The sequence below is a fragment of the Gemmatimonadales bacterium genome (assembly GCA_035502185.1).
Lineage (GTDB): Bacteria > Gemmatimonadota > Gemmatimonadetes > Gemmatimonadales > JACORV01 > Fen-1245.
The window spans coordinates 1-23,225 of record DATJUT010000045.1 but is presented as its reverse complement, the minus strand read 5'-3'; the positions used below and the strand labels follow the sequence as shown (position 1 = coordinate 23,225).

Below are 23,225 nucleotides of genomic sequence, written 5' to 3'. Positions count from 1 at the left end.
CACGGCCGGCACGCAAGCGGGGCGTCGTTGCCGGCCGCCCCGGCCCTCGGCTAGGATTCTCCGTCCAGCCGCTCGTCGCCGCACCGTGCACCGGGGGACTCATGCGCCAGCTCCAGGCCCACGCCGCCCGTCTCGCCCTCGCCTGCGCCGCGGCGGCCGCCGCCCTGGCCCTCGCGGCCCGCGGCGCGGCCGCGCAGCGGCCCACGGGCATCGTGGGCGCCTACCTGCCGCCGCGCACCTGGGCCGCGCCGCCGCACGGGTTCGACCTGCTGCACCAGCGGATCGCGGTGCGCTTCGACCTCGCGCGGCGGGCGGTCGCGGGAACGGTCACGACCCGCGTGGTCGTCGCAGGCCAGCCCACCGACACGGTCCGCCTCGACGCGGAGAACCTCACGATCGACGAGGCCACGGCCGCCGGCCGCCGCCTCCGGTTCAGCGCCGACACCGCCCACGTGACGGTGCGCCTCGCCGCGCGCGCCGCCGTCGGCGACACCGTCGAGTTCGCGCTGCGCTACCACGGAAACCCGGAGCGCGGCATCTACTTCGTGCCGCGCGCGCGGATCGTGTGGTCGCAGGGCGAGGCCACGGAGACGCGGGCCTGGGTGCCCACCTACGACGCGCCGGACGACAAGGCCACCTGGGAGCTGCTGGTGAGCGCCGATACCGGGCTCGTGGTGCTGTCGAACGGCCGGCTGGTGGACACGACCGCGGCGGCGGGCGGGCAGAAGGTCTGGCACTGGAGCCAGGAGCGGCCGGCCTCGACCTATCTGTACTCGGTGGTCGTGGGGCCGCTCACCGTGCTTCGCGACCAGTGGCGCGGCGTGCCCGTGGACTACTGGGTGTACCCGGACACCGTGCAGGCCGCGTGGCGCACCTTCGGCGAAACGCCGGCGATGATCGAGCTGTTCTCGCGGCTGCTGGTGCCGTTCCCCTGGGCCAAGTACGACCAGGCGGCGATCCCCGACTTCACCTACGGCGGCATGGAGAACGTGTCGGCCACGACCCAGACCGACGAGGCGCTGCATTCGGCCGCCGGCGAGCCCGAGAACAGCGGCCGCGGCCTGGTGGCCCACGAGCTGGCGCACCAGTGGTTCGGCGACCTCACCACGACGGCCGACTGGGCCGACGCGTGGCTCAACGAGGGGATGGCCACCTACCTCGAGTCCGTCCAGGCGGAGATGACCCGGGGCCGCGACGCCGGCGAGCTGGAGTGGATCGGGCAGCAGCAGCAGGCGATGCAGGCGGACCGGATGCAGGCGCGGCCGCTGGTGTGGGGGCGTTACCAGGGCACCGACCCGATCAACCTGTTCTTCACCGGCCACATCTATCCCAAGGGCGCGCAGCTCGCGCACCAGCTCCGCCGGCTGCTGGGCGACTCCCTGTTCTGGGCCGGCCTCAGGCGGTTCCTCACCGACAATGCCTACCGGCCGGTGACCACGGCGGACTACGCCGTCGCGTTCGAAAAGACCTGCGGCTGCGACCTGGACTGGTTCTTCGACCAGTGGGCGTACGGCATCGGATACCCGGTCGTGCACTGGTCCCGGCACTGGGCCGCGGACCTCAAGACGCTGCACCTGATCGTGGCACAGACCCAGCCGGTGGATTCGCTGCACCCGCTGTTCCGCTTCCCGGTCACCTTGCGGGTCGTGACGCGCGACTCGGTCGTGCGCCAGCAGATCACGATCACGAAGCAGGCCGATACGTTCGCCATCCCCCTGCCGGGCGCGCCCCTCTCGGTGCGGTTCGACGAGGGCGGCTGGCTCCTCGGCCGGGTCACGAGCGACCTGACGCCGGCCGAGCTGGCGGACGTGGCGATGCACGATCTCGACGTGTCGGCGCGCTGGTGGGCGCTGGATCAGCTGGCCTCCTCTCAGGACGGCGCGGCGGCGGCGGCGCGCCGCTTCATGGTGCTGAACGACCACGAGGCCGACCTGCGGAGCATGGCGCTGGGGCAGATGGATCACGACACGACGGCCGAGGGCCGCGCCGTGGTGCGTGCGGCGCTGAACGATCCCGACAGCGGGGTCCGCGCCCAGGCGCTCGAGACGCTCGCCGCCCTCGACCTGCCGGCGGCGGCCGCCGCGGCCCGCGGCATCTACGGGGGCGACCCCAGCGACCGGGTGCGGAGCACGGCGCTCGCCCTGCTGGCGCGCGACGGCAACCCCGAGGTCCTGCCGCTGGTCGAGACCGCCGCGGAGCCCGGCCACTCGGGATGGCTGCGCCGCACGGCCCTGTTCCGGCTGCCCCGGTTCCACGTGCCGGAGGCGGCCGTCGCCCTGGAGCGGCTGACCGCGCCCGGCGAGGCACGGGACGTCAGGTCGTCCGCCCTCGCGCTGCTGCCGCAGCAGGGCGACACCGCCCGCGCCGTCGCCCTCGCGACGCGCTTCCTCGACGACCCCGATCCGCTGTTCGCCGCGGACGCGGTCCGCCTGCTCGCCCGCGTGGGCGGCGCGCCCGCGCGGGTACTCCTGCTCCGGCGCTACGCGAGCGAGCCGCGGGTCCGGGTCCGTTCCGCCATCTCGGAGGTTCTGCACCCATGATCGGATTCTCCTCGTTCGAGCGCGCGGCGCAGCGGCTGACGCCGCTCGCGGCCACCGCGTTGCGCATCGCCCTGGGCTGGATCTTCCTGCGGCACGGCCTGATGAAGATCCACATGGGGGTCGGCGGCGTGACCGGCTTCCTCGCCGGCCTGGGCTTCCCGGTGGCCCGGGCCTGGGCGGTGGTCCTGATCGTCCTCGAGACCTTCGGGGCCGCGTGCGTGGTCGCCGGGCTCCTCACGCGGTTCTGGGCCGCGTGCTTCGCCGTGGAGATGGTGGTCGCGATCACCCGGGCGATCCTGCCCACGGGGCGGGCCTTCGAGCTGGAGGGGCTGCTCTTCGCGGGCGCGCTGGCCCTCGTCTTCCTCGGCGACGGCTGGCTCGCCCTGGGGCAGCTGATCGGCGGCAGGAAGGCCGACTAGAAGCGACGCGGCCCGCGCGGGCGCGCGGGCCGGCATCGTTGCGCCCACGGGCGTACCGCTACGGCACGGCGACCGGCCCGCCGACGACCTCGAGGCGCGCGGTGAGCACCTCGGTCGTGGCCGCGTCGGCGAGTCCGCTCATCCCCGGCTGCTTGCCGCCCACGCTCAGCTCGTAGCGCCCGGGCACCACCGCCCGCCGTCCGGCCCCGTCCACCGCCGAGAGCGCGCGCGGCCCGAGCCGGAACGCGACGCGCCGCCGCTCGCCGGGCGCGAGCGTGATCCGCTGGAAAGCCGCCAGCGAGCGGATCGGCGCCCGCGCGCTGGTGTCGGGCGTCGTGACGTACAGCTCGACCACCTCGTCGCCCGCCAGCGCGCCCGCGTTCTCCACCTCGACCGTGACGTCGGCCGTGTCACCGGACGCGAGCCGTGCGGGCACCCGCAGGTCGCGGTACGCGAACCGCGTATAGCTGAGCCCGTGGCCGAACGGGAACAGCACGTCGCCCCGGAAGAAGCGGTAAGTCCGTCCCGCCATCCGGTAGTCCGTGAACGCGGGCAGCTGCGTCACCGACCGGTAAACGGTGACCGGCAAACGGCCGCCGGGGTTGTAGTCGCCGAACAGCACCTCGGCGATGGCCGTGCCCGCCGCCTGGCCGGGGTACCATGCCTCGACGATCGCGGGCAGGTGCTCGGCGGCCCAGGGCACCGACACGGCCGACCCGTTGAGCAGCACGAGCACGACCGGCTTGCCCGTCGCCGCCACCGCCTCGAGCAGCTGCTCCTGCGGCGCCGGCAGGTCGAGGCTGGTCCGGTCGCCGCCCTCGAAGCCGGGCACGTGCACGGGCATCTCCTCGCCCTCCAGCCGCGGCGACAGGCCGAGGCACAGCACGACGGCGTCGGCCCGCCGCGCCGTGGCGACCGCGTCGTCCAGCAGGTGCGGATCCGGGACGCCCCAGATCAGGTGCACCATGGCGTTGGGCTGCCGGCCGACGAAGTCGATGCGGATCCGGCGCGGCGTTCCCGCCACGAGGTCCGCGCCCGCCGAGCGCGTGCCCGGCCAGCCGCTCTGCACCAGCACCGAGTCGTCGAGGTACATACGCACCAGGCCCAGCGCGCTCACGCCGAGGGCGTAGCGGCCGGTGACCGGCGGCACGAGCCAGCCAGTCCAGCGGATGGAGAAGGAATCGGCGGTGATCTCCGGCACCGGAGCCACGTCCCACCAGTCGAAGCGCACCTGCGGGTCGGTGCGCGTGGCCACGGGCGCGCCGGCCAGCGTGCGGTTCGGGAAGTACATCCCCGTGAGCCCCGGCTTCGCGGCGGCGCCGGTGTCCGTGACCAGCGCCGAAGCGGGGATCGGGAGGAGGGACGGCGTGTTGGCCGCCAGATCACTGCCGCGCGCGTACAGCACCTGCGTGCCGGTGCCCACCTTCGCCCGGATTCCCGCCAGCGGCGTCACGGGATCGGCGGGCAGGCCGTTGTAGTTGCCGAGGAGCGTTTCCTCGTCGTCGGCGTTGGGACCGATCACCGCGATCGTGCCGAGACCGCGCCGCAGCGGCAGCGTCCCGTCGTTCTTGAGGAGCACGATGGACTTCCGCGTCGCCGCGAGGGCCAGCGCGCGGTGGTCCGGGGAGCCGTTCTCGGAGTACGGGATGTTGGCGTAGGGCACGCGGTCCGGCGGGTCGAACATCCCCAGCCGGATCCTCGCGCGGATCAGGCGCCCCAGGGCGGTGTCCACCTCCGCCTCCGGGATGAGGCCCCGGTGCACCGCGTCCACCAGGCTCCGGTACGCGCTGCCGCAGTTGAGGTCGTCCCCGGCCCGGAGCGCCATGGCCGCGGCCGTGGCCTCGTCGGCGGCGACCTTGTGACCGGCGCGGATGTCGTCCACGGCGTCGCAGTCGGAGACCACGTAGCCGTCGAAGTGCCACCGCGCGCGCAGGTTCTGCTGCAGCAGCAGCGAGTCGGCGCATGCGGGCGTGCCGTTCACGCGATTGTACGCGCACATCACCGACTGGGCACCGCCCTCGGCCACCGCCGCGCCGAAGGCCGCGAGGTACGTCTCCTCGAGGTCGCGCGCGTCCACGACGGCGTCGAAGGCGTGGCGCAGGGGATCGGGGCCGCTGTGCACGGCGAAGTGCTTGGGCGTGGAGACGACCCGCAGGTAGCGCGGGTCGTCGCCCTGCATCCCCTTCACGAACGCCACCGCCATCCGGCCGGTGAGGTAGGGGTCCTCGCCGTAGGTCTCCATCCCGCGGCCCCAGCGGGGGTCGCGGAAGATGTTGATGTTCGGGGACCAGAACGTGAGGCCCTGGAACAGGCCGCTCGCGCCCGCGCCGCGCCGGATGGTCTCGTTGTGCTTCGCCCGCGCCTCGATCCCGATCACCGTCGCGACCCGCAGCATCAGCGCCGTGTCCCAGGTCGCCGCGAGGCCGATGGCCTGCGGGAACACCGTGGCGCGCCCGGCGGCCGCGACGCCGTGGAGGCCCTCGCTCCACCAGTCGTAGGCGGGAATGCCGAGGCGCGGGATGGCGGCCGCGCTGTTCATCATCTGCCCGACCTTCTCCTCGAGCGTCAGCCGCCCCACCAGGTCGGCGACCCGCGCCTCGAGCGGGAGATCCGGGTTGCGGAACGGCTCCGAAGCGGGCGCGACGCCCACGGTCGGCGCCGGGATCCCCGACCCGGCGGCGCCGGTGGCGGAGTGACAGGCGCTCGCGGCCGCGAAGGCCAGGAGCGGCGCGAGCCGGGCGAGAGTGCGCATGGTCGTCATGGTCCCTAGGCTATCCGCCCGACGCGGCGCTGTCCATCCGGGCGGGTGAGAGTCGCGCGCTCGCCCGCGGCGTCCGGGCGGCGTCCACCGTCAGCCGGCCCGCATCCGGCGCAGCCGTCGCATCGCGGCGATGCCCGCGGCCGGTCCCGCCGCCAGCGCCACGAAGGCCCAGCGCCAGCCGACCGCCGTCACCAGCCGCGGGACGAGCTGGATCGAGCCCATCGTCAGCAGGAAGCCCAGCGACGTCTGGAGCGTGAGGGCGGTGCCCACCGCGTGCGCGGGCGCCAGCTCCGTCACCAGGGCGCTGAACTGTGCCGAGTCGGCCACGACGGTGAAGCCCCACGCGAGCGCGATCGCGAGCGCGAGGGCCGGCGCCGCCGCGGCCCCGAGTCCGATGACGGCCCCACAGGCGCCGCTCGCCGCCATCGCCCAGATCGTGAGCCGCTCGCGCCCGTACCGGTCCGCCAGCCGGCCGCCGATCACGCAGCCCGCGCCGCCGACCGCGATCGCGGCGAACCCCGCGATGTCGCCCGCGCGCGCGCCGAAGCCGGCGCCGCCCGCGAGAAACACGGCGATCCACGTCCACATCGCGTACAGCTCCCACATGTGGCCGAGATAGCCGCCGATCGCGAGCCGGGTCGGCTGGTCCCGGGCCACCGTGGCCACCAGTCCCCAGGCGAACGGCCGGCGCTCGAACCCGTGCGGGCCGTCGCGGTAGGCGGCGAGCACCAGCAGCCCGCCCACGGCCGCGGCCGCCGACGAGCCGACCACGACCGGCGCGGCACCGGCGCGCTCGAGCCCGTGGACCAGGTAGGGCATCGCCTTCCCCACGGTCAGGGCCCCGACGATGGTGCCGATCGCGAAGCCGCGGCCGTCCTTGTACCAGGTGGCGATCATCTTCATCGCCGGCGGGTAGACGCCCGCGAGGAAGAAGCCGGTGCCGAACCGCGAGACCAGCGCGCCGGCGACGCCCCCGGCCGCCAGCAGGGCCAGGTTGCAGCCGGCCGCCGCGAGCGCGGCGAGCGCGAAGTACGCGCGCGGCGGCACGATGTCGGCCAGGTTGAGCACCGCGGCCACCGCCGTGCCCGCCACGAACCCCAGCTGCACCGCGGCGGTGAGCCAGCCCGCCCCGCCCGGGCTCAGCGACCAGGCGCGCTCGAGCTGCGGCGCGAGCGCGCTGGCGGTGAACCATACCGACATGCCGAGCAGCTCGGCGAGCGCGAGCAACGCGAGAGTGCGGTTACGCGACGCCACGGGCGCGTGTCATCGGGGGGAGGCTGACGGTCGCCCCGGGCTCCCGCCTTGTCAACCCGGCGGCCGGAGCCGATCCTACACCCTGCACCAACGGGACGCGACATGAACCGCATCACCCTGGGCGCGCTGCTCGCGGCCGCGCTCGCCACACCCGCCTGGCAGCCGGCCCCGCCGGAAGCGGGCGCGGCGCCGGTCCTCACGACGGTGGCCGACGTCCCGCTGCCGGGGCCCGCGGTGCGGTTCGACGACCAGAGCCTCGACCTCCGCTCCGACCGCCTGTACATCGCCCACATGGGCGCGGACCAGATCGTGGTGTTCAACGTGAAGAGCCGGCGCGTCGAGGGCACCATCGACGGAGTCCCCGGGGTCACCGGCGTGTGGGCGGTGCCCGACCTCGGACGCGTGTACGCCTCGGTCAGCCGCCTGCATCACGTGGCCGTCATCGACGCGCGGTCGCTGCGGGTCGTCGCGCGCGTCGGCGACGTCGGGTTCCCCGACGGCATCGCCTACGCCCCGGACCAGGGCAAGGTGTACGTCTCGGACGCCGCGGGCGGCGGGGAGCTCGTGATCGATGCGCGGGCCAGCCGCGTCGCCGGCACGATCCCGCTCGGCGGCGAGGCCGGCAACACCGTGTACGACCCGGGCTCGCGGTGCATCCTGGTCGCGGCGCAGACCCGCAACCAGCTGTGGGTCATCGATCCCGCCGGCGACCGGGTGCTGGGCCGCTTCGATCTCCAGGGCGGGGCGCGCCCGCACGGGATGGTCATCGACGCGGCACGGCGCCTCGCGTTCGTCGCCAACGAGGGCGACGCCACGCTCCTCACCGTCAACCTCAGGAACATGAAGGTCGTCGGCCAGGCGTCGGTCGGCCAGGGACCGGACGTCCTCGCGCTCGATCCCGGCTGGGGGCGGCTGTACGTGGCGTCGGAGATCGGCACCGTGGCGGTGTTCTCGGAGGCCGGCGGCGGGCTGGTGCGCGAAGGTGAGATCCACATCCCCAACGCGCACTCGGTGGCCGTCGACCCGCGCACCCACCTCGTCTACCTGCCGCTCGAGAACGTGGGTGGGCGCCCGCTGCTGCGCATCATGGCCGGCACGCCGCCGGCGCGCTAGGCGAGCGAGCGCAGCAGCAGACCCGCCACACCGCCTCCCAGCACCAGCCACGACGCATTCACCCGCCAGCGCAGCAGCAGCACCGCGGCCGCCGCCGCCAGGACCCCGGTCCACGGATCGATCAGCGCCGCCGCGGCCAGCTGCCAGGTCACCACCGCCATCAGCGCGAGCGACGCGACGTTCAGGCCGTCCAGGGCCGAGCGCGCCACGCTGGAGCGCCGGAGCCGCGGGAGCAGGACGCCGCTGAGCGCGACGTACACGAAGGCGGGCAGGAAGATGCCGACGGTGGCGACCGCGGCCCCGGGGACGCCGCGCAGCACGTAGCCCACGAAGGTGGCGGTGGTGAACACCGGGCCGGGCGTGACCTGCCCGACCGCCACGGCGTCCAGCAGCTGGCGCTCGGTGAGCCAGTGCAGGCGCGAGACCAGGTCGGCACGCAGGAACGCCAGCAGCACGTAGCCGGAGCCGAACAGCACGGCGCCGACCTTGAGGAAGATGCCGAACAGCGGCCACAAGCCGAGCGCGGCCGCCCCGACGCCGCCGGCCACGACGACGGGCGCGCCCGCGACGCCCGCGCCCGAGGCCGTCGCGAGGCCGAGGGAGCGCGCTCCCGTCCCCGGCTCGGACGCCCGCCCCCGCAGCGTGCCGAGCACGAGCGCGCCGGCCAGGACGAGCAGCTCGTGCACGCCCAGCGCCGCGGCGGCCGCCGCCGCCGCGCCGAGGGCCGCGAGCCACCACGACTTCACGGCCGTGCGCCCCAGGCCCCACAGCGCCTGCAGGACCACGGCGATGACGACCGGCTTGACGCCGTACAGCACGCCGGCGGCGGCGGGCAGCGTCCCGAACCGCACGTACGCCCAGGCGATGGCGCCGACGACGAGCACCGCGGGCGCGATGAAGCACGCTCCCGCCACGATCAGCCCCGGCGTCCCCGCGCGGGCGCGGCCGACGTGGATCGCCATCTCCGTGGAGTTGGGGCCGGGGATCAGGTTGGTGGCGCCCACGTAGTCGAGGAACTCCTCGCGCGACAGCCAGCGCCGCCGCCGCACGACCTCGTCCTCCATCATGGCGATGTGCGCGGCAGGGCCGCCGAACCCGACGGTGCCGAGCTTCAGGAACAGGCGCGCCAGCTCGCCGAGGCGCGCGCGAGCGGTCGACGTCACCGCGCCGGGAAGGCGGCCGCCGGAAGCACCACCACCGTCCCGACCATGTAGGGCAGGTGGGCCGGAACGGCGCAGCTGTAGCGGTACAGGCCCGCCCGGGCCGCCACCCAGGTCGCCGTCACGGTGGATTGCCCCGGCATCTCCACGGCGAGCCCCGGCAGCACGAACGAGTGGGCGTCGTCCTCGGGATTGACCAGCGTCAGCGCGAGCGTGTCGCCTTCCACGGCCGTGATGGTGCCCGGCTCGAACGCGTACACCTCCCTGCCCGCCAGCACGCCGCCCGCGGCGAAGTCGCGCGCGAGGAACGGGTAGATGCGCTGCATCTCCCGGGTGAGCAGCGGGACCGCCGTGACGGTGACGTTGCGCGTGACGGGCCGGTACGCGGACGCGGGCCGGCCCGGCCCGGCGCAGCCGCTCTCGACGGCGGCGAGCAGGAGCAGGGTGCCCGCGAGGGGCACGGCCGGGAACCGCGACGCGAACGGCACGTGAATCGGCTGGTGCGGGTGTCGGGCGGGAAGCTACCCGGAGCGCTCCGGGCGGACTAGAGGCACCGGAACAGCGCCGTAGCGCCGCGGGTCGAGGAGGTGCGGCTTGAGCAGCAGCGTCGCCGCCGGCGGGTCAGTCCGCGGCGATGGGCTCGACGGCCCGGCCGGACGCCCTCTTCTTGAGCAGCAGGACCAGCGGAATGGCGACCAGGAACAGCGCGGCGGCCAGCTCGAAGATGTGGTTGTAGGCGAGCACCACCGCCTGCTGCGTGACCCGCAGGTCCAGGATCGCCACCGCGCGCTTCGCCGCGGTGACCGGGTCGGAGCCCGACGCCCGCATCGCGGCCGTCGCCCGCTGCAGGAACAGGCGCGTGCCCTCGCCGTACATCGTCACGTGCTCGGCCAACGCGTCGTGGTAGCGGCTGGTGCCGTAGCTGAGCTGCGTCGCCGCCACGGCGATCCCGATGCTCGCGCACACCATCCGCACCACGTTGTAGAGCCCCGTCGCCGCCGTCATCCTCGGCTTCGGGATGGTCGAGAGCGCCGCCGTCGCAATGGCGACGAACAGGATGCTCGTGCCGGCGCCCGACCAGACCTGCGGCCAGAAGATGTCCCAGGCCCCGACCTGGCTCGTCAGGTGCGCCAGCTGCCAGAACGAGTACGCGTTGAGCGCCATGCCGATGGTCACCAGCACCCGGGGCCCGAGCCGGTTGTAGAACCACCCCCCGATCGGGCCGATCACGGCGGACGCCAGGCTCCTAGGCAGCATCGCGATGCCGGACTTCAAGGCGGGAAACCCCAGCAGGTTCTGGAGGAAGACCGGCAGCAGGAAGAGGGTGCCGAACATGCCCATCCCCAGCACGCCCCCCAGAGCGGTGCCGGACGCGAACGGCACGTTCCTCAGGATCCTGAGATCCACCGCCGGCCGGTCGGTCGTCAGCTCGCGCCAGATGAAGCCGCCGAGCCCGACCGCCGCCAGCACCGCGAACCAGACGATCAGCGAAGAGGCGAACCAGTCCTTGTCCTGGCCCTTCTCGAGCATCAGCTGGAGCGAGCCGAGCCCGAGGGCCATCAGCCCGATCCCCGGCCAGTCGATCCGCCCCTTGTGGCGCACCAGGTAGTGGGGGTCGTGGATGAACTCCTGCACCAGGAGCAGATTCACGATGCCGATGGGCACGTTGATGTAGAAGATCCACGGCCACGAGTACTGGTCGGTGAGCCAGCCGCCCAGCGTCGGCCCGACGGCGGGGGCGACGATGACCCCGACGCCGTAGATGCTCATCGCCAGGCCCTGCTCCTCGATCGGGAAGGTCTCCCGCAGGATGGCCTGCGCGACGATCATCATCGTCCCGCCCCCCACGCCCTGGATCACGCGGAACGCCACCAGCAGCGGGAGGCTGCGCGCCGCGCCGCACGCCATCGAGGCGAGCGTGAACGCGACCACGCTCGCCATGTAGAAGCGCTTCCGGCCGTAGCGCTCCGACAGGAGCGCGACGATCGGCATGATCAGGACGTTGGAGAGGAGGTAGCCGGTCGCGACCCAGGTGATCTCTTCGACCGTCGCGCCCAGGGTGCCCATCATGTGCGGGAGCGCGACGTTCACGACGCTGGAGTCCAGCACGGCCATGAACGTGCCGGTCAGCACCGTGCCGGCGACGACCCACTTGTGCGGCGCGGCCTGACTCACCGCACACCCTCACGCGACGCGCGCTCGCGCACGCCGCCGAGAGCGGCATTTTCCGTGCCCCCTCGAGCCGCGCCCCCGTGCCCGCGGCCCGAAACGGCGGTCAGTCGCTAGGGTTTCTCGTCGAAGCCCACCGGCGGGCAGGGCCCGATGTCCAGCGGCGGCGGCTCGTCCTTCACGAGGTACTCGAACTGCTCGCGGAACTGGTCGAGCGAGAGCTTGGCGGTCGCGGCGAACCGGGCCAACTCGTGCGGGTCATCGAAGTCGTCGCGGCGCAGGCGGATCATGTAACGGCGGGCGATGGCGTAGCGGGTGGAGTGGATGTCCACCAGGCGCACCCGGGTGCGGCCGGTCTGCGGATCCAGCATCTCGGTGAACGGGATCGGGACGAAGTGACCACCCTGGATCGAGATCATGATCCCGCTGCACCCCGAGAGCAGCGACTTCGCCGCGCAGTACCCCAGGTCGCGGGTGTACTCCATGTCGAACGGGATCGGGTCGGCGCAGCGCAGCTCGTAGCCGATGTTCTTGGCGACGATGGTCATCTTGATGCCGAACTGCTTGAGCCGCTCCTGCACCGCCGCCTTGAGGATCTCGCCGATCGAGACCTCGGCGATCCGCAGGTTGCCGTGATCGTCGCGCTCGACGTCCTTGAGGCCCGCGAGGTCGTTCGTGTCGAGGCCCTCGACCACGCCCTCGGCGATCACCGCCACGCCGTGGCGGTTGCCCTCGGCGATCCGCTTGATGACCGAGCCCACCAGCGTGTCCACGATCGCCTTGAACTTGACGTTGCGGAACCCGAACTCCTCCGGGATCAGCGTCAGCGTGGCACCGGCCGACTTGCCGATGCCGAGCGCCAGGTGCCCGGTCTTCCGCCCCATCGTGATGATGAAGTACCACCGCGACGTGGCGTGCGCGTCCACCATCAGGTTCTTGACGATCTCGGCGCCGTAGTGCCGCGCGGTCGGGAAGCCGAACGTGTCGATGTCCGGCGGCAGATCGAGATCGTTGTCGATCGTCTTGGGCACGTGCACCACCTGGATGCGGCCCTCGGCCTTCTGCTCCAGCCGCATCGCGGAGTACGCCGTGTCGTCGCCGCCGATCGTGATCAGCTGCGACACGTTCATCCGCAGCAGCGACGTGACCGTGTTCTCGAGCAGCTTGGGGTCGGTGGTCGGATTGGCCCGGGCGATGCCGATGATCGAGCCGCCGCGGAAGTGGATGCGGCTAACCGTCTCGATGGTGAGCGGCACCACGTGCTCGATGTTGCCCTGCATGATCCACTCGAAGCCGTCCTGGATGCCGATGACGTCCACACCCTCCAGGACGCCGCGGATCGTGGCGGCGCCGATGACGCTGTTGATGCCCGGGGCGGGGCCGCCGCCCACCAGGATCGCGAACTTGTGCCGCACCGTCATGGCCGAAACCTCCGTCCCCGTATCTAGCCGCGCCGGCCGGTCCGGCGCAATCCACCGGCGGCCTACGGCAGCATCCGCCGGTCGGCCTCGAGCAGCCCCTGCGGCCGCAGCGCCAGCTGCTGCGCCAGCGCCGCGAGGCGTTCGGTCAGCTCGGTGAGCTGCCGGTCCCGGCGCCGCACCGTGTAGTAGTAGGCCGAGCGGCTGGTCGCGAACACACCCGCCAGCCAGAACGGGACCGCGACGACGGCTGCCACCGCCCCGACATTCTGGGCGAGAATCCCGAGGAGGGGTCCGAGGCCTCCGCCTCCGAGCCCGCCGCCCAAACCGCCGAACCAGCCGCCGATGAGCGGGCCGAGGCTTTCCCGCACGCTGATCCTGGTGCGCCCGCCACGCACGGCGACGGCCACTTCCAGGGAGCGAGTCGAGCCCCCGCCCCGCGCACTGGTCCACGAGAACGAGCGCCCGAGCTGGCTCACCTGTCCCGGGTGGGCGCTGAGCCGCCGGATCTCGTCCACCATCACCGGGAACTCGGCGTCCGGCACCTCGCCCTCGACGACCCGCTCGTACGCCAGGCTCGTCGGCGCACCCAGCCAGAAGTTGGGCCGGTTGGCGGCCGGCGCCGCCGGCGTGCCACCCGCGGGAAGAGCGCGCGCGGCCGCACGCACCGTCTCCGGCGCGATGCCGACCTCCGCCGCCAGCGCCTCGATCCCGCCCACCGTCATCGTGCCACCGGCCGTCGGGTGCGATGCCTCGATCTCGCTGGCGCGCTTGACGATCTCCTGCACCTCGCCTTCGCTGTACCGGCGCGGCAGCACCGCCGAGCCCGTCAGCTCCTCGATCAGCCTGGTCGGCGTCGCCGTGCGCTGGTCGTGCCGGATGGCCATCGCGTGGGCCAGCGCACCCTCCACGACGCCCCCGACCTGCGCGAGCCGCGACCGGTGCGCCGGCGGCGCCTCGAGGAACCGGCCGCTGCGGACGGCCTCCTCGCTCGGCCAGTGCCCCGGAACCGCGCCCACCAGCATCTCGTAGACGACGACGGCGAGGCTGTACACGTCGGTGCGCTCGTCGAGGTCCGTGAGGCCCGCCGCCTGCTCCGGGCTCATGTACCCGGGCGTGCCGAGCGGGAAGCCGGTGCGCGTCAGGTTGGTCTGCCCCGCCGTGCTGATCGCCTTGGCGATGCCGAAGTCGGCGACGATGGGGTGCCCCTGCGAGAACAGGATGTTCTCGGGCTTGATGTCCCGGTGGAGCACGCCCATCCGGTGGGCGTAGCTCAGCGCCTCGGCCACCGGCGAGGCGACGGCCAGCGCGGCGCCGCGCTCGAAGCGCCGCTCCGCGTCGAGCCGCGCGCGGAGCGAGGGGCCCTCGATGAACGGCATCACGTAGTACAGGAATCCGCCGGCCTCCCCCGAGTCGTGCAGGGCGAGGATGTGCGGGTGGGTGAGCCGGGCCGCGATCTGGATTTCCTGGAGGAATCGCTCCGCGCCGAGCGAGGCGGCGAGGTCCGGCCGCAGCACCTTGAGCGCGACGTCCCGGCGGTGCTTGAGGTCGCGGGAGAGGTACACCGTCGCCATGCCGCCGCGGCCGAGCACGCGGCGCAGCTCGTAGCGGGCGCCCAGTGCCTCCTGGAGGTCGGCGGGGAGATCGGCCACGGGCTACAATATTACTGCGGCGGCCGGGCTTCCGTACCGCCGCGCCGGCACCCGCGCGGCGGCCCGGCGGCAGCCCCCGCCGGACCCGGCGTCAGCCGCCGCGCACCGCCACCCCGAGCAGCGTGCGCCGGTGGAACAGGCTCTGGTCCTCGCCGATGATCAGGATCCCCGGAAAGCCCCCATGGCTGATCACCACGCCCGCCGGGACCGCCGCCGCGGGAAGCCGGAACGGCTCCCTCACCTGGAACGCCTCGCCCGGGCCCAGCTCGTCCGCGAGCACGTGGGCGCCGAGAGGCGAGCCGCAGGCGGCGTATTCCCGCCCACCGGCGTCCTCGAGCAGGGCGCGCGCGTCGAGCGCCCGCTGACGCACGCGCTTGGCGTCGCTCGAGACCTCCACCGTCGCCACCCACACCCGGGTCCCGGCCCGGTCCGCGCACCGCGCTTCGTCACCTGCGGCGGGCTCGACGCCGATTCCCGCCGCGCACCAGTCGTCGAAGCACTCCCGCTCTCCCGGCGCGCGCCGCTCGCGCGGCATCACCAGCGCCACCGTCACGAGAATCACCCCGTAGCCGGCGAGGTAGAGGCCGAGGCCGCCGGCTCCCCGCCGCACGCCGGACCAGCGGCCCCGCAGCGCGAGCACCGCCAGGCGCGGCAGCAGGACGAGCACCAGCAGCACCGATCCCAGCAACAGCAGGGTCCCGAGCAGATCGAGCAGGGTCACGGTCACGCCTTCGCTATTGGGCGAAGTACTTTACAACGCAAAGTATGGGCCCGCAAGAGCCGGACGCCGGCCCGAGCCGCCTCGCCGCGGAGCCGCGACCCCGGCCCCCACGACACGACGGGCGGCCCACGAGGGACCGCCCGACCACCGCTCGCAACAGGAGCGTCGAAGGGCCGCTACGACGCACCGAGCAGCCGCACCGGCGACTGCCGCGACGCCCGCCATGCCGGCGCCAGCGCGCCGGCCAGCGTGGCCGCGGCGAGCAGCGAGCCGTAGCGGAGCAGCGCGTGCGGATCCCAGGCCGGCAGCCCGGCGACCACCGCGCTCAGCGCGTCCCAGGCCATCATCCCCGCCCAGGCTCCGAACGCGAGGCCGGCCACCGCGACCAGCGCGGCACGAGAGAGCACGAAGGCCAGGACGTCGCGGCGGCGCGCGCCGACCGCGCGGCGCACTCCCAGCTCGCGCAGCAGCGACGCCACCCACAGCCACATCACGGCGAAGGTGCCGAGGGTGGCGATGGCGACCAGGGCGCTGCCCGCGGCGCCCAGCATCCGCCCGAACCACCCGAGCGGCGCCGCCTCCGCCGCCAGGAGGCCCGCCTCCGAGACGCGGGCGAGGCCGGCGAGTCGCCGGCCCGGGGCCTGGCGCAGCGCGCGGTCGACCGCGGGGCCCGCGGCCGCGGGCCCGCGAGGCCGCACCAGCAGCTCCACGGCGGTGGCGGGATGCTGAAGCACGCTGAGATACACCACGTCGGGCGGCTCGTAGCCGCCGCCGAAGCCGGCCGGCGCGCGGTCGTCCACCACCCCGACCACCGTGTACAGCGCGTCCGACCCGTGCCCGACCCGTATGCGCCGGCCCACGGCGCCGCTCGCCTCGAAGTGCAGGTTCGCGAGGCTGCGGCTCACGACCGCGACGCGTGGGGCACCCCAGCGGTCGGCGCCGGTCAGGGCCCGTCCCGCCACGACCCGCAGGCCCAGCGCCCGGAAGCTGTCGGCGCTCACCAGGTGGTGAATAGCGAAGAAGGTGTGCCACGGCAGCGGGAGACCGCCCCACCGGCAGTCGCCACAATCCGAGGCGACCACGTCCTCGGGGCCGAGTCCCACCGTCGCGCCGGGGCTGGTGAGGCTCGCCACCTCGACCGATGGCTCGGCGGCAAGCCGCCGCAGCAGCTCCGCGTAGGCGGCCGCCCGCTCGGCCGGCGCCGGGTCGCCTGCCGTGACCTCGTAGACCTGGCCACCGGCCGCCCCGGCACCCGGCGTGCCACCCTCCCCTGCCGGCCCGCGGGCGCGGGTTGCGAGGAGGGAGCCGGCCACCAGCACCGTGAGGCTGACACCGAGCTGCAGCGCCGGTACCGCCAGAGCGAGCGCGGCCTCATCGGCGGAAACGAGGCGGGCGCCCGGGCGCGTGAACGCCAGCGGCAGCAGCGCGCCGAGCACGAGGCCCGCGACCAGCGCCGCGGCCGCCGCGGCACCGAACGCCGGTGCCACTGGCCCGACCGGGCCCGGCCACGCCCCGAGCGCGACCCGCGCGGCAGCGAGCCCGGTCGCACCGCCGATTGCGAGGGCCGCCGTGGCGATGAAGCCGCCCTCGAGCAGCGACGCGCCGAGCAGGTCGAGCCTCGTGGCCCCCACCGCGCGCCGGATGACGACCTCCCCCGCGCGGGCGGACGCGCGGGCCGTGGAGAGCGCGAGCGTGGTGAGCCAGGTGACCGCGACGACGCCGGCGGCGACGCCGAGCAGCAGGTGGGAGAGGGTCGTGACGGCCGTCTCGCGGATCGCGTCGGGGCTGCGCACCAGGCTGCCCCAAGCGATCCCGAGGTCCATGGCGCCCGCGGGAGCGACCGCGAGGCGGGCCGGGAATGCGCCCCCGCCCCGTCCCACCAGCGATGCCGCGGGCAGCAGCACCGCCAAGGCCGTCGCGCTGGCGGCTGCCAGCAGGACGGCGGTGCCCCAATAGGCGTGCAGGCCTCGCAGGGCCGGCGTGAGGGTGCGGCGTCCGATCATGGCGCGGGGGAAGCTACGGGTGCGACGGGTGGCCTTCCAGGTCGAACCAGCCGCGCACGCGCGAGGCCGCGCCCGCGTCGCCGGCACGGTGCGTGTACTCGTTGGTGCCGGACGAGTAGACGTAGTCCTGCGCCCACACCTGGCCGTGCTCCACGGTCTGGGCCACGGCGCCGATGCAGTGCCGCACGTCGGCCATCGTGGTCGTCGGGTGGAAGGAGAGCCGCACCCAGCCCGGCTTCTCGGACAGGTCGCCGTGGTCGATGCGGTCGGTGATGCGTTTCGAGCGCGACGGATCCACGTTGAGCAGGTAGTGCCCGTAGGTGCCCGCGCACGAGCACCCGCCGCGCGACTGGATGCCGAACCGGTCGTTGAGGAGCCGCACCACCAGGTTGTAGTGCACGCTCTCGACGTAGAACGAGACGATCGCCTGCCGCTCGCGGCGGCCGCGCGCCAGCACGTGCACGCCGGGGATCGCTTCCAGCGCGTCCATCACCCGCGGCACCACCGCCTGCTCGCGCCGCGCCATCGCCTCCACCCCCATCGCTTCCTTCAGCTCCACCGCCAGCGCCGCCTTGATCGCCTGCAGGAAGCCCGGCGTCCCGGCGTCTTCCCGCGCCTCGGGGTCGTCGAGGAAGGCGTACTTCCCCCACGGATTGGTCCACGCCACCGTCCCGCCGCCGGCGTCGTCGGGCACGCGGTTGTGGTAGAGGTCGCGGTTGAAGATCAGCACGCCGGAGGAGCCCGGGCCGCCGAGGAACTTGTGCGGCGAGAACAGCACCGCGTCGAGCTGCTCCTCGGCGTCGGCCGGATGCATGTCCAGCGCCGTGTACGGCGCGGAGGCCGCCCAGTCCACGAACGCCACGCCCCCCGCGCGGTGCATCAGCTTCGCCATCGCGTGATACGGCGTCCCGATGCCCGTCACGTTCGAGCAGGCGCTGAACGCGCCGATCTTGAGCGGCCGGTCCCGGTAGCGGTGCAGCAGGTCGTCCAGCGCCGCGAGGTCCACCACGCCCCGCGCGTCGGGCGGCACCACCACGACGTCGGCGATGGTCTCGTACCACGACGTGTGGTTGGAGTGGTGCTCCATGTGCGTGACGAACACCACCGGCCGCTCCGCCTCGGCGAGCTTCACGTGGCGCCGCAGGCCGTCCGGCACCTTGAGGCCGAGCAGCCGCTGGAACTTGTTCACGCCGCCGGTCATGCCGGTGCCGGTGGTGAGGATCAGGTCGCGCGGCCCCGCGTGCACGTGCGCCTTGAGGATGCGGTGCGCCTCGTGGTAGGCCAGCGTCATCGCCGAGCCCGTGGCGCTCGACTCGGAGTGCGTGTTGCCGACGAACGGCCCGAACGCCTCGACCAGCCGGCGCTCGATCGGCCGGTACAGGCGGCCGCTCGCCGTCCAGTCGGCGTACACGATGCGCTGTTCGCCGTAGGGGGAGCGAAACACCTGGTGGTACCCGACCGTCTCGGCGCGGAACGGCTCGAAGTACTGCTCGAGGGCGTCCGACGGAACCGGCGCGGGACTCCGAACGCGACCCAATGGTGCCGCCACGACGACTCCTTCGGTGATGCGGCGAATCAGAGCAATTTGGTCACGATCGCCGCCGGAGGCCAGTCGGACGCGGTCCCGTCGCGCGCGCGGCTTCCCACGCCCGATGGCGCGCGACTACGCGCCAGTACACCGCGAGGTTCAGCGCCACGACGAAGCTCCCCAGCACGATCTGGATGCCGCGCGTCAGGCCGTCGGGGTAGAGCACGGCCGTGATGTAGTGCCCGACGAAGTCGCCGGCGTAGCCGCGCTCCCCGCCCAGCACGCGCAGGTGGTTCTCCAGCGGCGTGAGCGGGCAGATGATGCCGGCGAACTCGACGAAGCTCGCCCACGCGACGCACGGGAGGTGCAGCCACGCCAGGCGCTGCCGCCGCAGGACGAGCAGCCCGCCCAGCACGGCGAACGCCACGAACGCCAGGTGGAGCCCCAGCACCAGGTCGGCCAGCCAGACGTACCGCACCGAAGGCTACCCGACCCTCGTGCTCACGCCCTCGTTGGTCGTCGTCCAGTGCTCGCCGTCCTCGGAGAACTGGGCGCGCCAGTGCATCTCGCCCGGAGCGACCCACTCGTTGATCGTGCGCCACCGGGTGCCGGTCGCGGGGGCGTTCGGATTCTCGTAGGTCCACGTGTTCCCGGCGATGGTGACCCGCGAGAAGTACGCGGGGCGCCCGCCCGGCGTCACGGCGTAGAGCGCGAAGCGGCCGGAGTCCGCCGGGCCGTAGGCGCTGAGCTGCTCGATCGAGTCGCCGCCCGCGACGATCCGCATGTCGCACGCGAGGAACCGGCCGCCCGCGGACCAGCGGCACTCGAGGTCGGCGGTCGAGCTGCCGGCCTTGGAGAACTCCGTGGCGTGCGATTCGCCCACGCTGTGCCACCGGCCGAGGTACGCGCCGAGCGGGGCGACCTCCGGGCGTTGGGCGGCGAGCGCCGCTGGGACCAGGGCGAGAGCGACGGTCGCGAGAACGCATCTCACGCGCATGAGCATGGCGCCGCCTGGCGTTGAGGGTCCAGCAACCTAGAACGGCGCCGTGGCTCCGAGCAAGACGGACGTTGCCGGGGGCGCCGGACCTACGGCTCCAGCACCAGCAGCGCGAAGGTGCCGGGCAGCACCGGCGGTCGCTGGCGCGGGTGCTCCGGCGTGGGCGCTGGGGCCGGGCCGAAGTCGGCGGTGACCGTGTACAGCCGGTGGGTCGCCTCGTCGAGCTCCATGGTGCGCGCGCCCATCCTGGTGGCGGCGTTGCTCACGACGGTGAACGCCGTCGGCGAATCCTCGCGGATCACGGTGATGGTGCCGTCGCCGTTCGAGGCGAAGGCGAGCGACTGGCCCGCGTCGAACCGGCAGGCGTCCACGCCGCGGCCGATGGGCACCGTGGTGACGAGCTTGCCCTCGCGCGCGTTCGACACGCCCATCAGGCCGTTGCGGCACCCGCTGAACAGCAGGTGATGGGCGCGGTCGATGGCGAGCCCGCTCGGCGACTGGCACGGGGCGATGGACCAGTGGCGCACCACCTTCATCGCCCGCGCGTCCACCTCGGCCACCTCGCTCTTGTCCTCGAGGTTCACGTACAACATGCCGTCGCCGGCGCTCACGCCGAACTCCGGCTTCCCGCCCAGGTCCACCGAGCCCAGGCGCAGGCCCGACACCGGGTCGATGGCCGTGGCCGAGCCCGCGTCGCCGTTCATCGTGAAGATGCGGTTCGTGGCCGGGTCGTAGAGGATGCCGTCGTCGTCGATGGCCGCCACCGTCCGCCGCAGCACGGCCAGCGTCTTGAGGTCGAACATCGTGACCGTGCTGTCGGCGCCCGAGGTCGCGAAGCCGTGGCCCGCGGCGTAGGCGAACGCCACGCCGTGCGCGCGGTTCAGGCCCGGGATCTCGCCGAGCAGCGTGCCGGCCGCCGGGTCCACCACCATGACGCGGTCCTGGCGCGCGACGAACAGCCGGTGACTCGCCGTGTCGAGGGCGAGGTAGTCCCAGCCGCCGTCGCCGCCCAGCGTATAGGTATGGGTGACGTGGTAGGTTTGCGCCGCGAGGGGCGCCGCCGCGAGGCCGAGCGCCAGGGCGCCCGCGGCGAGCAGTTTCGACCGCATGTTGACCATCCTTCGTGGAAGTAGCATGCACGACGTTCCGGCAGACGTTACACCGCTAAACGCATTCTCGGTCCGTGACGTCTCATCTCTGCGTGCGACACCGGAGCGGGATTGAGCGAAACCAGCAGCCTGGAAGCGGCAGCCGCCGATCTGGTCCCGCGCGCGAAGCGCGGGGAGGCCGGTGCGCTCGAGGCGCTGCTCCGGGACTGCCGCCCCACCGTGTTCCGGTGGGCCCTGGTGCACACCGGCGAGGCCGCGGACGCCGAGGACGTCACGCAGGACGTCCTGGTGCGGCTGCACGGCTCCCTGCGCCGGTTCTCCGGCCGGTCCCGCTTCACGACCTGGCTCTACCAGGTGACGCGAAACGAGGCCTCCAATCTGCGGCGAAGCGTGGGCCGGCGCCTGCACCTGGCGGCGGCGGTCATCCGGGAGGCGGAAGTGGACCCAGTGACGCCGCACGATCCCACCGACCAGCTGCACGCCGCCCGCGTCGCCGAGCTCGCGGAACGCCTGCTGCACGGCCTGCCCCGCCGGCAGCGGGAGGTCTTTCACCTCGCGGACCTCGAAGGGTGCTCGCTCGCGGAAGTCGCCGAGCGCCTGGGCATGCTACCGGTCACGGCGCGGGTGCATCTGTTCCACGCCCGCAGAGCGATACGGGCCGGCATCCTGGAACGTTGGCCTGAGCTGGCCGCCGAGGAGGCGAGATGAACTGCAGCAGCGCGCGGCGCCTGATGCTCGAAGCGGACCCGTCGGAGCTGACGCCGCGGCCCGATACGGATCTCGGCGCGCACCTCGCCACCTGCGCCGCCTGCCGCGGCGCGGCTGCCGAGATCCTGAGTCTCGAGACCGGACTCGCCGACTGGCTGGCGGCCAAGGCGCCCCGCGCCGACGGGTCGGCCGCCATCGCGCGGGCCGCCACCACCGCGCGGCGGCGCCGCGCCGTCCGCCGGGCGGGCGGGACGCTCGCGCTCGCCGCGGCCGCGGTGCTGGCCACGATCCTCGCGCTCCCCTCGCGGCCGGTCTCCGGTCCCCTGCGGCCTCCGCCGCCCGCCGTGGCGGCGCGGGGCTTCACGATCACGACCCCGCCCGGCCGCGAGGTCGTGGTGTTGCAGCCGAAAGATCCCGACATCGTCGTGGTGTGGTTTCTCCCCTCTCGGAGGTCGTCATGAAGGCGCGTCACCTGATCGTGCTGCTCCTCGCCGGCCCGCTCGCCGCCTGCGGGCGCTCGCCGACGCGGCTCGAGACCCGGACCTTCGCCCTGCACTACCTCAGTCGCGGCGACGCGCAGCAGGTCGTGGCGCCGTACGTGTTCGCGGACCGTCCCGGCGCCCAGGGCGCCCTGAGCGCCGGCGAAAACACCATCACCGTGCGCGAGACGCCGGACAACCTCGATCGCATCGCGCGGGTCCTGGCGCAGTTCGATCGTCCGGCGCCGAGCGTGCGCCTCACGTTCAAGCTGATCCGGGCCGACGGCGCGGCGCGCCCCGACCCCAGCATCGCCGACGTGGAGAGCAGTCTCCAGTCCCTGTTCCGGTTCTCCGGCTACGCCCTCGTGTCCGAGGGGATCGTCACCGCCGTCGCGCAGTCGGGGCTCCGCCAGTCCCTCCAGGGGGCCGGCGGCCCGTACATGCTCGAAACCGGCATCGACCGCGTGGGCGGCAGCGGCGACAGCGCCGTCATCACCCTGCACGTGCATCTGGTCTTCCGCGGCGGCGAGTTCGGCACGACGGTGGGCATCCCGGCCGGCAAGACGGCGGTGCTCGGCAACGTCGGGAGCAGCACGCCGAATTCCGCGCTCATCCTGACCGTCCGGCCCGACCTCCTCACGAACTGATCGTCCCGCAGCGGCGGCTTCGGGGGCATCCGCGCGGCGGGTGCCCCTCCCGCCCGGCGGACCTCCGGCAATGGCTCGGCGGGCGCGCGCGCGTTAACGTGTCAACGCGACGCGCCGCCAAATCGGCCGCGCGCCGGAGCCGGGAGGGGGGCAGATGGCGACCGACGTCCGGGCCCTGATGGACAACATCCGGTCGTGCTGCGACTTCCAAAACAAGGCCGTCGTCCACGTGGGCGTGGGCGCGGGCAGTCTCGTCGCCTGGAGCGCGGCGGCGCGCAGCGTGCTGGCGGTGGATCGGGACGCGGACGCGGTCCGGCGCCTCGGCGAGACGCTCCGCGAGCAGGGCCTGCTCGGCCGGGTGATCGTCTTCCGCGGCGACTTCGCCGCGGTGCGCGCCAGGGCGGACGTCGTCTTCCTCACCTTCTGCCTCCACGCCATGCCCGATCCGGACGCGGCGCTGCGCCACGCCAGGACGCTCGCGCCCGAGACCGTCGTCGTGGACCCCGCGCCGGGCTCCCGGTGGGCCTGGTACCGCGGCGAGGAGGCC

At 73.7% G+C, this 23,225-nt stretch carries 20 protein-coding genes; 7 read left to right on the top strand and 13 right to left on the bottom strand.

What is annotated here, in order from left to right:
* The first annotated feature begins 101 nt into the window (after positions 1-101).
* Both VMF70_05760 and VMF70_05755 read left to right on the top strand, forming a co-directional pair.
* Positions 102-2,540, top strand: coding sequence for a M1 family aminopeptidase (locus tag VMF70_05760; GenBank protein HTT67517.1), 2,439 nt, complete (start codon positions 102-104; stop codon positions 2,538-2,540).
* Positions 2,537-2,959 (top strand): DoxX family protein, encoded by a 423-nt coding sequence (locus VMF70_05755; GenBank protein HTT67516.1) that lies wholly within the window; start codon positions 2,537-2,539, stop codon positions 2,957-2,959. Before VMF70_05760 ends, VMF70_05755 begins: the two co-directional genes overlap by 4 nt.
* 58 nt (positions 2,960-3,017) lie before the next feature.
* Here the strand turns inward: VMF70_05755 and VMF70_05750 are convergent, their stop codons facing one another.
* Positions 3,018-5,711 carry a glycoside hydrolase family 3 C-terminal domain-containing protein gene (locus tag VMF70_05750; protein HTT67515.1) on the bottom strand — a complete coding sequence of 898 codons (2,694 nt, stop codon included), beginning with the start codon at positions 5,709-5,711 and terminating at the stop codon, positions 3,018-3,020.
* 99 nt (positions 5,712-5,810) lie between these two features.
* On the bottom strand, positions 5,811-6,974 hold the full coding sequence (locus VMF70_05745; protein ID HTT67514.1) for an MFS transporter: 1,164 nt from the start codon (positions 6,972-6,974) through the stop codon (positions 5,811-5,813).
* A 102-nt stretch (positions 6,975-7,076) separates the two neighbouring features.
* Here VMF70_05745 and VMF70_05740 point away from each other — a divergent pair, with 102 nt between their 5' ends.
* On the top strand, positions 7,077-8,087 hold the full coding sequence (locus tag VMF70_05740; GenBank protein ID HTT67513.1) for a YncE family protein: 1,011 nt from the start codon (positions 7,077-7,079) through the stop codon (positions 8,085-8,087).
* Here the strand turns inward: VMF70_05740 and chrA are convergent.
* From chrA to VMF70_05685, 11 genes are all read right to left on the bottom strand, one after another.
* Positions 8,084-9,250, bottom strand: a complete 1,167-nt coding sequence (gene chrA / locus VMF70_05735) for a chromate efflux transporter (protein HTT67512.1) — start codon at positions 9,248-9,250, stop codon at positions 8,084-8,086. The genes VMF70_05740 and chrA overlap by 4 nt on opposite strands.
* Positions 9,247-9,735: a cupredoxin domain-containing protein gene (locus VMF70_05730; GenBank protein ID HTT67511.1), complete on the bottom strand. Its 489-nt coding sequence runs from the start codon at positions 9,733-9,735 to the stop codon at positions 9,247-9,249. Before VMF70_05730 ends, chrA begins: the two co-directional genes overlap by 4 nt.
* A gap of 133 nt (positions 9,736-9,868) precedes the next feature.
* Positions 9,869-11,422: a DHA2 family efflux MFS transporter permease subunit gene (locus VMF70_05725; protein HTT67510.1), complete on the bottom strand. Its 1,554-nt coding sequence runs from the start codon at positions 11,420-11,422 to the stop codon at positions 9,869-9,871.
* 107 nt (positions 11,423-11,529) lie between these two features.
* Positions 11,530-12,837 carry a diphosphate--fructose-6-phosphate 1-phosphotransferase gene (gene pfp / locus VMF70_05720; GenBank protein HTT67509.1) on the bottom strand — a complete coding sequence of 436 codons (1,308 nt, stop codon included), beginning with the start codon at positions 12,835-12,837 and terminating at the stop codon, positions 11,530-11,532.
* 62 nt (positions 12,838-12,899) lie between these two features.
* Positions 12,900-14,486: a serine/threonine-protein kinase gene (locus VMF70_05715; GenBank protein HTT67508.1), complete on the bottom strand. Its 1,587-nt coding sequence runs from the start codon at positions 14,484-14,486 to the stop codon at positions 12,900-12,902.
* Between the two features lie 91 nt (positions 14,487-14,577).
* Positions 14,578-15,207 (bottom strand): hypothetical protein, encoded by a 630-nt coding sequence (locus tag VMF70_05710; protein ID HTT67507.1) that lies wholly within the window; start codon positions 15,205-15,207, stop codon positions 14,578-14,580.
* A 176-nt stretch (positions 15,208-15,383) separates the two neighbouring features.
* Positions 15,384-17,210: an FtsX-like permease family protein gene (locus VMF70_05705; protein ID HTT67506.1), complete on the bottom strand. Its 1,827-nt coding sequence runs from the start codon at positions 17,208-17,210 to the stop codon at positions 15,384-15,386.
* 13 nt (positions 17,211-17,223) lie between these two features.
* On the bottom strand, positions 17,224-18,759 hold the full coding sequence (locus VMF70_05700; GenBank protein HTT67505.1) for an aminotransferase class V-fold PLP-dependent enzyme: 1,536 nt from the start codon (positions 18,757-18,759) through the stop codon (positions 17,224-17,226).
* 40 nt (positions 18,760-18,799) lie between these two features.
* Entirely contained in the window at positions 18,800-19,216 is a 417-nt protein-coding gene (locus VMF70_05695; GenBank protein ID HTT67504.1) for a DUF2784 domain-containing protein, read from the bottom strand.
* 6 nt (positions 19,217-19,222) lie between these two features.
* Positions 19,223-19,729, bottom strand: coding sequence for a hypothetical protein (locus VMF70_05690; protein ID HTT67503.1), 507 nt, complete (start codon positions 19,727-19,729; stop codon positions 19,223-19,225).
* A 95-nt stretch (positions 19,730-19,824) separates the two neighbouring features.
* Complete coding sequence (locus tag VMF70_05685; GenBank protein HTT67502.1) at positions 19,825-20,844, bottom strand: hypothetical protein; 1,020 nt, start codon at positions 20,842-20,844, stop codon at positions 19,825-19,827.
* A gap of 111 nt (positions 20,845-20,955) precedes the next feature.
* Here VMF70_05685 and VMF70_05680 point away from each other — a divergent pair, with 111 nt between their 5' ends.
* From VMF70_05680 to VMF70_05665, 4 genes are all read left to right on the top strand, one after another.
* Positions 20,956-21,552: an RNA polymerase sigma factor gene (locus VMF70_05680; GenBank protein ID HTT67501.1), complete on the top strand. Its 597-nt coding sequence runs from the start codon at positions 20,956-20,958 to the stop codon at positions 21,550-21,552.
* Entirely contained in the window at positions 21,549-22,013 is a 465-nt protein-coding gene (locus VMF70_05675; GenBank protein ID HTT67500.1) for a hypothetical protein, read from the top strand. Before VMF70_05680 ends, VMF70_05675 begins: the two co-directional genes overlap by 4 nt.
* Entirely contained in the window at positions 22,010-22,678 is a 669-nt protein-coding gene (locus VMF70_05670; GenBank protein ID HTT67499.1) for a hypothetical protein, read from the top strand. Before VMF70_05675 ends, VMF70_05670 begins: the two co-directional genes overlap by 4 nt.
* Positions 22,679-22,832: 154 nt before the next feature.
* Positions 22,833-23,225 (top strand): class I SAM-dependent methyltransferase (locus VMF70_05665; GenBank protein ID HTT67498.1); only part of this gene is annotated, 393 nt, incomplete at its 3' end.